Origin of the sequence: Streptomyces sp. NPDC019531 (genome assembly GCF_044903305.1) — a bacterium.
Taxonomy (GTDB): domain Bacteria; phylum Actinomycetota; class Actinomycetes; order Streptomycetales; family Streptomycetaceae; genus Streptomyces.
In genome coordinates this window covers 59,319-67,606 of sequence record NZ_JBJDQL010000037.1, presented here as the reverse complement: position 1 = coordinate 67,606, position 8,288 = coordinate 59,319, and the positions used below count along the sequence as shown (strand labels likewise).

The following is an 8,288-nucleotide window of genomic DNA, read 5'->3' as shown; positions in this document are numbered from 1 at the left end:
CTTCCGCGACCTATGTGGTTCAACCTTTTGGGTCGTCCGCCGTCCGCCCGCGAGTGGGGGGCGCCCGATTACACCCGCGCGCCGGGCGCGGGGCTCGTGCACGGTGGGGGCCCCGGGGGGGTGTCCCGGGGGGCCACCACTCGTCTCGTGCTCTTGCCGGATGGGTCCGGTCCCGCCGTCCGAGTGCCTTAGGCCTTGCGAGCCCGGGTCGACTTCTTCGCGGGCGTGGCCTTCTTGGCTGTCGTTGTCCTGGCCGTCGCCGTCTTCTTCGCCGTCGTCTTGGCGGCGACCGTCTTCTTCGCCGCGGCCGTCTTCCTGGCCGGTGCCTTGCGCGGGGCCTTCACCGAGGTTCCGTCGCTGATCCGGTCGGCGCCGAGGATCTCCCTGAGGAACTTGCCGGTGTGGCTGGCCGGGATCCCCGCGACCTCCTCCGGGGTGCCCTCGGCGACGACGAGACCGCCGCCGGCGCCGCCCTCGGGACCCATGTCGACGACCCAGTCGGCCGTCTTGATCACATCGAGGTTGTGCTCGATGACGATGACGGTGTTGCCCTTGTCGACCAGGCCCGACAGGACCTTCAGCAGCTTGCTGATGTCCTCGAAGTGCAGACCGGTGGTCGGCTCGTCCAGGACGTAGACCGTACGGCCGGTGGACCGCTTCTGGAGCTCGCTGGCGAGCTTCACGCGCTGGGCCTCACCACCGGACAGGGTGGTCGCGGCCTGGCCGAGACGGACGTAGCCGAGGCCGACGTCCTTGAGGGTGTTGAGGTGGCGGGCGATCGCGGGGACAGCCTCGAAGAACTCCGTGGCCTCCTCGATCGGCATGTTCAGGACGTCGGCGATGGACTTGCCCTTGTAGTGGACCTCCAGGGTCTCCCGGTTGTAGCGGGCTCCATGGCAGACCTCGCACGGGACGTAGACGTCCGGGAGGAAGTTCATCTCGATCTTGATGGTGCCGTCGCCCGCGCAGTTCTCGCAGCGGCCGCCCTTGACGTTGAAGGAGAAGCGACCCGGCATGTAGCCGCGGACCTTCGCCTCGGTGGTCTCGGCGAACAGCTTGCGGACGTGGTCGAAGACGCCGGTGTATGTCGCCGGGTTCGATCGCGGGGTGCGGCCGATGGGCGACTGGTCGACGTGCACGACCTTGTCGACGAGGTCGTCGCCGTCCACACGCGTGTGCCGGCCCGGGACACTCCTCGCGCCGTTGAGTTCGCGCGCCAGGTGGGTGTACAGGATGTCGTTGACCAGGGTCGACTTGCCGGAGCCTGAGACACCGGTGACCGCGGTGAACACACCCAGCGGGAAGGACACGTCGATGTCCTGCAGGTTGTTCTCGCGGGCGCCGTGCACGGTGAGCTGCCGGGACGGGTCGAGCGGGCGCCGGATGTCGGGCAGCGGGATGGCCTTCTTGCCCGAGAGGTACTGCCCGGTCTGCGACTCGTCGTTGACGAGCAGCTCCTTGAGGGAGCCGCTGTGCACGACCTTGCCGCCGTGCTCACCGGCGCCGGGGCCGATGTCGACGACCCAGTCGGCGACCTTGATGGTGTCCTCGTCGTGCTCGACGACGATCAGCGTGTTGCCCATGTCGCGCAGCCGGACCAGGGTCTCGATCAGCCGGTGGTTGTCGCGCTGGTGCAGGCCGATGGAGGGTTCGTCGAGGACGTACAGGACACCGACGAGACCGGAACCGATCTGGGTGGCCAGGCGGATGCGCTGGGCCTCACCACCGGAGAGGGTGCCGGACGCGCGGTTCAGCGAGAGGTAGTCCAGGCCTACGTCGACCAGGAAGCGCAGCCGTTCGTTGACCTCCTTCAGCACGCGCTCGGCGATCTTCTTGTCGCGGGCGCTGAGCTTCAGCTCGGCCAGGAAGTCCGCGCAGTCGCTGATGGACATCCCGGAGACCTCGGCGATGGACTTGCCCATGACGGTGACCGCGAGGACGAGCGGCTTCAGACGGGTGCCCTCACAGGTGGGACAGGGCACTTCGCGCATATAGCCCTCGAAGCGCTCGCGGCTGGCATCGCTCTCGGACTCGCTGTGCCGGCGCTTCACGAACGGGACGGCCCCCTCGAAGGGGGTCGTGTAGACGCGCTCGCGTCCGTACCTGTTCCGGTAGCGGACCTCGATCTGCGTCTTGTGGCCGTGCAGCAGGGCCTTCTTGGCGCGCTGCGGCAGTCCCGCGAAGGGGATGTCCGTCCGGAAGCCGAGCGCGTCCGCCAGAGCGCCGATCAGGCGGCCGAAGTAGTCCTTGGTGTGGCCGTGCGACCAGGGGTGGATGGCGCCCTCGTCGAGGGACTTGTCCTCGTCCGGGACGATCAGCTCCGGGTCGACCTCCATGCGCGTGCCGATACCGGTGCACTCGGGGCAGGCGCCGAAGGGCGAGTTGAAGGAGAAGGAGCGGGGCTCCAGCTCCTCGAAGGACAGGTCGTCGTACGGGCAGTACAGGTGCTCCGAGAACATGCGCTCGCGCTCGGGGTCGTCCTCGGGGAGGTCGACGAAGTCGAGCACGACCATGCCGCCGGACAGACCGAGGGCGGTCTCCACGGAGTCGGTGAGACGGCGCTTGGCGGAGTCCTTCACCGTGAGGCGGTCGATGACCACCTCGATGGTGTGCTTCTCCTGCTTCTTCAGCGTGGGCGGGTTGGAGAGCTGGACGGTCTCGCCGTCCACCCGCGCGCGTGAGTAGCCCTTGGTCTGGAGATCGGCGAAGAGATCGACGAACTCTCCCTTGCGCTCCCGCACCAGCGGCGAGAGCACCTGGAAGCGGCTCCCCTCCGGCAGCTCCAGGACCCGGTCGACGATGGCCTGCGGCGACTGGCGCGAGATCGGGCGGTGGCACTCGGGGCAGTGCGGCTTGCCGATGCGCGCGAAGAGCAGGCGCAGATAGTCGTAGACCTCGGTGATGGTGCCGACCGTCGAGCGCGGGTTGCGCGAGGTCGACTTCTGGTCGATGGAGACCGCGGGCGAGAGGCCCTCGATGAAGTCGACGTCCGGCTTGTCCATCTGCCCGAGGAACTGGCGGGCGTACGAGGAGAGCGACTCCACGTAGCGCCGCTGGCCCTCGGCGAAGATGGTGTCGAAGGCCAGGGAGGACTTGCCCGACCCGGACAGGCCCGTGAAGACGATGAGCGAGTCGCGAGGCAGGTCGAGCGAGACGTTCTTCAGGTTGTGCTCGCGCGCGCCACGGACGATGAGACGGTCGGCCACGCCGGTCCGCACCTTTCTTGGCTTGAGAGGAGTGACAGGGGCGGGGCCCCCGTGCTTTCTCAGACTAGGGGGAGCCACTGACAACGCCGGTCGGATTCCCCGGAGGCATAACAATCCCCGGCCATCCAGCATGCCCGACGCCGCACCCGACCATATAGCACGTGCTTTCGATTTACGGCACTGCTTCACCACCTTCACCCAAAGGTGTGGCGGGGCTAGGGTCAGCACCATGATTGATCACGCTCATGACCTGGAGTCTGTACGTGGTGCGACCGAGCGGCTGCTGAGCGCAGCCGCCACGATGGACAACGCGGCCGTGACGGAGTCGTCACGGCTGCCGGGCTGGAGCCGCGGACATGTCCTCGCGCACCTCTCCCGCAACGCCGACGCCCTCGTGAACGTTCTGCGCGGGCAGCCCATGTATCCCTCCGGGAACGCGCGCGACGCCGACATCGAGCGTGACGCCCCGCGCCCCCTCGACGTCCAGCTCTCCGACCTCCGCGACAGCGCGGCCCGCTTCCAGGAGGAGGGGGCCGCACCGGCGGACTGGTCGCGCACCGTCGAGCTGCGCAACGGGGTCACCGACTCGGCGTCCCGGGTGCCGTTCCGGCGGTGGGTCGAGGTGGAGCTGCATCACGTGGACCTCGGGATCGGGTACGACCTGGAGGACCTTCCGGAGGAGTTCACGCAGCGCGAGATCGACTTCCTGGCTGAGCGGTTCCGGGACCATCCCGACGTGCCCGCCCTCCTGATCGAGGAGGGCGACGGTCGCAAGATCCCGACGGGCGGCGACGGAGAGCCCGTGCTCGTCGTCACCGGCCCCCGGGCCGACCTGCTCGGCTGGCTCGCCGGCCGCCGTGACGGCTCCGCGCTGACGGTGCACGGAGGCACTCTGCCGTCGCTGCCCCCGCTATAGGCTGAGCGTCATGACGTACAGCGGACAGGTGACGGTCGGCGGGCCCGCCGACGTGCACGAGCTCAAGGACCTGATGATCACCAAGATCGCGGTCGGCCCGATGGACAACAACGCCTATCTGCTGCGCTGCCGGGCCACCGACGAGCAGCTGCTGATCGACGCCGCCAACGACGCGGACACCCTGCTGGGCATGATCGGTGCCGACGGCATCGCGTCCGTGGTCACCACGCATCAGCACGGCGACCACTGGCAGGCGCTCGCCGAGGTCGTCACGGCCACGCACGCGCGTACGTACGCCGGCCGGGACGACGCCGAGGGCATCCCCGTGCCCACCGACGTCCTGGTCGACGACGGCGACGTCATCCGGGTGGGGCGCGTGGAGCTGACCGCGCGCCACCTGGTCGGACACACTCCGGGCTCGATCGCCCTCGTCTACGACGACCCGCACGGGCACCCCCATGTGTTCACCGGGGACTGTCTCTTCCCCGGCGGCGTGGGCAACACCCGTAAGGATCCGAAGGCGTTCGCCAGTCTGATCCACGACGTCGAGACGAAGATCTTCGGCGCGCTGCCGGACGAGACCTGGGTGTATCCGGGACACGGCAATGACACGACGCTGGGCGCGGAGCGTCCGCAGCTGCCGGAGTGGCACGCGCGAGGGTGGTAACCACCTTCGGGCACAACCGAGTTCGGTCCGGCGTGCGCCGGTGATACCGCTCCGGCGCACGCGCCCCGTGTGAAGCCTTCGCACACGCCGGTGCCACACACGCGCTCCCGGCGCAGGTGGTTGCGCAGTCAACTGGAGGCAGCCCCGCACAGGATGACGGCTCCTGCGCGGTACGGGCCGCCGGTCTTTCGATCCCCGCCCTCGGCCGGCGGCCCAGGCATACCTGTCCGGAAAGCGTTCACAGGAATGCAACACCCATTCCCAATATGCGGACAATTGCTGTTGTGACCTCGACAAACGGGACAGTGGACTGCCACTCTCCCGCCATGCACCTTGCCCCTCGCGCACTGCGCCGCGCCGTCGCCGCGGCCTCCATAGCCCTGCTCGCCACCGCCGTCGGCTGTGCTCCGCAGCCGGATGACGACGCGAATGCCAAGGCCTCGGGGTCGACCGCCACCACCTGCGCCAAGGGCAAGTTGAGCACCAAGACCTCCGGCAAACTCACCATCGCCACCGACGAGCCCGCGTACGAGCCGTGGTTCAAGGACGACAAGCCCGCCAACGGCAAGGGCTTCGAGTCGGCCGTCGCGTACGCCGTCGCGAAGCAGCTCGGCTACGACGAGAGCGCCGTCGTCTGGCAGAGCGTCCCCTTCAACAAGGCCTTCGCGCCCGGGGAGAAGACCTTCGACTTCGACATCAACCAGGTGTCGATCAGCGCCGAGCGCAAGAAGGCCGTGGACTTCTCGTCCGGCTACTACGACGTGCGCCAGGCCGTCATCGCACTCAAGCGTTCCAAGGCCGCGAAAGCGACGAGCATCGCGGACCTGAAGGGCCTCAAGCTGGGCGCCCAGGTCGGCACGACCAGCCTCGACTACATCGAGGACGTGGTGAAGCCGACGAAGGAGGCCGCCGCGTACGCCAAGAACGACCAGGCCAAGTCCGCGCTGCAGAACGGACAGGTGGACGCCATCGTCGTCGACCTGCCGACCGCCTTCTACATCACGGCGGCCGAGGTGACGGACGGCACCATCGTCGGACAGTTCGAGAACCAGGGCGGTACGCCCGAGCAGTTCGGGCTCGTGCTCGACAAGGGCAGCGCGCTCACCTCCTGTGTGACGGCCGCCGTGGACGTCCTGCGCAAGGACGGCACGCTCGCCAAGCTCGAACAGCAGTGGCTGTCGGACGCCGTCGACGCCCCGGTGCTCAAGTGACGCTCACGAAGGACGAGTCCGGCCAGGAAGACACCGGCGACTCGTACAGACCGTCACAGCGGCGGATCGAGCGGGAGCGTCTCAAGCGCACCCGCGCCCGCCGCGCGACGGCGATCGCCGCGGTCTCCACCCTGGTCACCGCAGTCGTCCTCTACCTGGTCGTCGTCAACGCGCCCGGCTGGCCGCGCACCAAGGAGACGTTCTTCAACGGGCAGTACGCGCGCGAGGCGTTCCCGAAGGTCCTCGAAGGGCTGTGGCTGAACGTCCGGTTGCTGCTGATCTGCGGTGTCGCCGTGCTGGTGCTCGGCATGCTGATCGCCATCGCGCGCACACTGCGCGGGCCGGTCTTCTACCCGCTGCGGGTCCTGGCCGCCGCCTACACGGACTTCTTCCGAGGCCTTCCGCTCATCATTAACCTCATGATCGTCGTGCTGGGTGTTCCAGCGCTGCGGCTCCAGGGCGTGACGGTCGACCCGGTGCTGCTGGGTGGTACGGCGCTCACGCTGACGTATTCGGCATACGTGGCCGAGGTGTTCCGCGCCGGCATCGAGTCCGTGCACCCTTCGCAGCGCGCCGCGGCCCGATCCTTGGGCCTGTCCAACCGGCAGGCGCTGCGCCACGTCGTCCTGCCGCAGGCCGTGCGCCGCCAGGTGCCGCCGCTGCTGAACGACCTGGTGTCCCTGCAGAAGGACACCGGTCTGGTGTCGATCGGCGGTGCCATCGACGCCGTACGGGCCGCTGACATCATCGTCGGCCGGAGCCTCAACTACACGCCGTACATCGTCGCGGGCCTGGTGTTCGTGGCGCTGACCATCCCGATGACCCGCTTCACGGACTGGGTGACGGCACGGATGGACCGTCAGCGGGCCCAGGGAGGAACCACATGAGCGACGCACCGGTGCTGCGGATGGAGTCGGTCCGCAAGACCTTCGGCGGCTCCATCGTGCTGCGGGACGTCGACCTGGAGGTCGCCCCGCACACGGTGACCGCGCTGATCGGGGCCTCCGGCTCGGGCAAGTCGACACTGCTGCGCTGCGCCAACCTCCTGGAGGAGATCGACGACGGCGCCATCTGGCTGGACGACGAGGAGATCACCGATCCGCGTGTCGACCAGGACGCGGTACGGCGCCGTATCGGCGTGGTCTTCCAGGCGTACAACCTCTTTCCGCACATGACGGTCCTGGAGAACATCACGCTGGCCCCGCGCCGGGTGCACGGCGTGGCTCGCGCGCAGGCCGAGGAGCACGCCCGTGAGCTCCTGGAGCGGCTGGGGCTCGGCGGGAAAGCGGGCGAATACCCGGACCGGCTGAGCGGCGGTCAGCAGCAGCGTGTGGCGATCGTGCGGGCCCTCGCCGTACGCCCCCGGCTGCTGCTGCTCGACGAGATCACCGCGGCCCTCGACCCGGAACTGGTGGGCGAGGTGCTGAACGTCGTGCGCGATCTGAAGGGCGACGGCATGACCATGGTGCTCGCCACGCACGAGATGGGCTTCGCACGGGAGGTCGCCGACCAGGTCTGTTTCCTGGACGGCGGCGTGGTGCTGGAGCGCGGGGCAGCCGAGCAGATCTTCGGCAACCCGCAGCAGGAGCGCACGCAGCGTTTCCTGCGGCGGATCGTGGAGGCGGGACGGCTGTAACAGCTGCTCGGTGCTCGGTTGTAATAGGCGCCCGCTATTGCGAGCGGCCTTTACATCCTCATGCCTCGGCCTGGGCCGGCCCCGCCAGCGCCGCGACCCGCTCCACCCCGAACACGTACCCCTGCACACCACAACCGGCGATGACCCCGTCCGCACGCAGCGACACGTAGGAGTGGTGCCGGAAGGACTCGCGCTTGTGGATGTTGGAGATGTGCACCTCGATGACGGGCAGCCCGTCGCAGGCGTTGAGCGCGTCCAGAATCGCGACCGACGTGTGCGAGTAGGCACCGGGGTTGATGACGATCCCGCAGTGGCCCAGCCGCGCCTCGTGGATCCAGTCGACCAGTTCGCCCTCGTGGTTGGACTGCCGGAAGTCCACCGTGCCGCCGTGCGCGGCCGCGGTCTTGGCGCACAGTGCCTCGACGTCGGCCAGCGTGTCCTTGCCGTAGATCTCCGGCTGACGCTGCCCCAGCAGGTTCAGGTTGGGGCCGTTGAGGATCATGATCGGGGCGTTGGCCAGGGTGCGGGGCACGGTTCCTCCGGTCCGGTGAAGGCGGGCTGCTCAGCCCCCGGTTTATCACGGTGCGTCGCGCGCGGTGCGGCCCGTACCCTCCCGGCATGCCGACGATCGCGTACCCGCCCAAGCCCGTAC

Annotated in this window: 7 protein-coding genes; 5 read left to right on the top strand and 2 right to left on the bottom strand. The window is 68.6% G+C overall.

The features are described 5' to 3' along the window. Positions 1-188: 188 nt before the first annotated feature. Positions 189-3,206 carry an excinuclease ABC subunit UvrA gene (gene uvrA, locus ACI2L1_RS33320; protein WP_404743139.1) on the bottom strand — a complete coding sequence of 1,006 codons (3,018 nt, stop codon included), beginning with the start codon at positions 3,204-3,206 and terminating at the stop codon, positions 189-191. 229 nt (positions 3,207-3,435) lie between these two features. Here uvrA and ACI2L1_RS33315 point away from each other — a divergent pair, with 229 nt between their 5' ends. The 5 genes from ACI2L1_RS33315 (at position 3,436) to ACI2L1_RS33295 (ending at position 7,636) form a co-directional block, all read left to right on the top strand. Continuing rightward, the gene (locus ACI2L1_RS33315; RefSeq protein WP_404743138.1) at positions 3,436-4,122 is read left to right on the top strand and encodes a maleylpyruvate isomerase family mycothiol-dependent enzyme; all 687 of its coding nucleotides are present in this window, start codon (positions 3,436-3,438) and stop codon (positions 4,120-4,122) included. A 10-nt stretch (positions 4,123-4,132) separates the two neighbouring features. Further along, positions 4,133-4,789 carry an MBL fold metallo-hydrolase gene (locus ACI2L1_RS33310; RefSeq protein WP_404743137.1) on the top strand — a complete coding sequence of 219 codons (657 nt, stop codon included), beginning with the start codon at positions 4,133-4,135 and terminating at the stop codon, positions 4,787-4,789. Positions 4,790-5,115: 326 nt separating this feature from the next. Beyond that, positions 5,116-6,000 carry an ABC transporter substrate-binding protein gene (locus tag ACI2L1_RS33305; RefSeq protein WP_404743136.1) on the top strand — a complete coding sequence of 295 codons (885 nt, stop codon included), beginning with the start codon at positions 5,116-5,118 and terminating at the stop codon, positions 5,998-6,000. Beyond that, on the top strand, positions 5,997-6,887 hold the full coding sequence (locus tag ACI2L1_RS33300; protein ID WP_404743135.1) for an amino acid ABC transporter permease: 891 nt from the start codon (positions 5,997-5,999) through the stop codon (positions 6,885-6,887). The genes ACI2L1_RS33305 and ACI2L1_RS33300 overlap by 4 nt, the downstream gene beginning before the upstream one ends. Further along, on the top strand, positions 6,884-7,636 hold the full coding sequence (locus ACI2L1_RS33295) for an amino acid ABC transporter ATP-binding protein (protein WP_404743134.1): 753 nt from the start codon (positions 6,884-6,886) through the stop codon (positions 7,634-7,636). The genes ACI2L1_RS33300 and ACI2L1_RS33295 overlap by 4 nt, the downstream gene beginning before the upstream one ends. Before the next feature lie 58 nt (positions 7,637-7,694). Here the strand turns inward: ACI2L1_RS33295 and aroQ are convergent, their stop codons facing one another. After that, the gene (gene aroQ / locus ACI2L1_RS33290) at positions 7,695-8,168 is read right to left on the bottom strand and encodes a type II 3-dehydroquinate dehydratase (RefSeq protein WP_404743133.1); all 474 of its coding nucleotides are present in this window, start codon (positions 8,166-8,168) and stop codon (positions 7,695-7,697) included. Between the last annotated feature and the right edge of the window lie 120 nt (positions 8,169-8,288).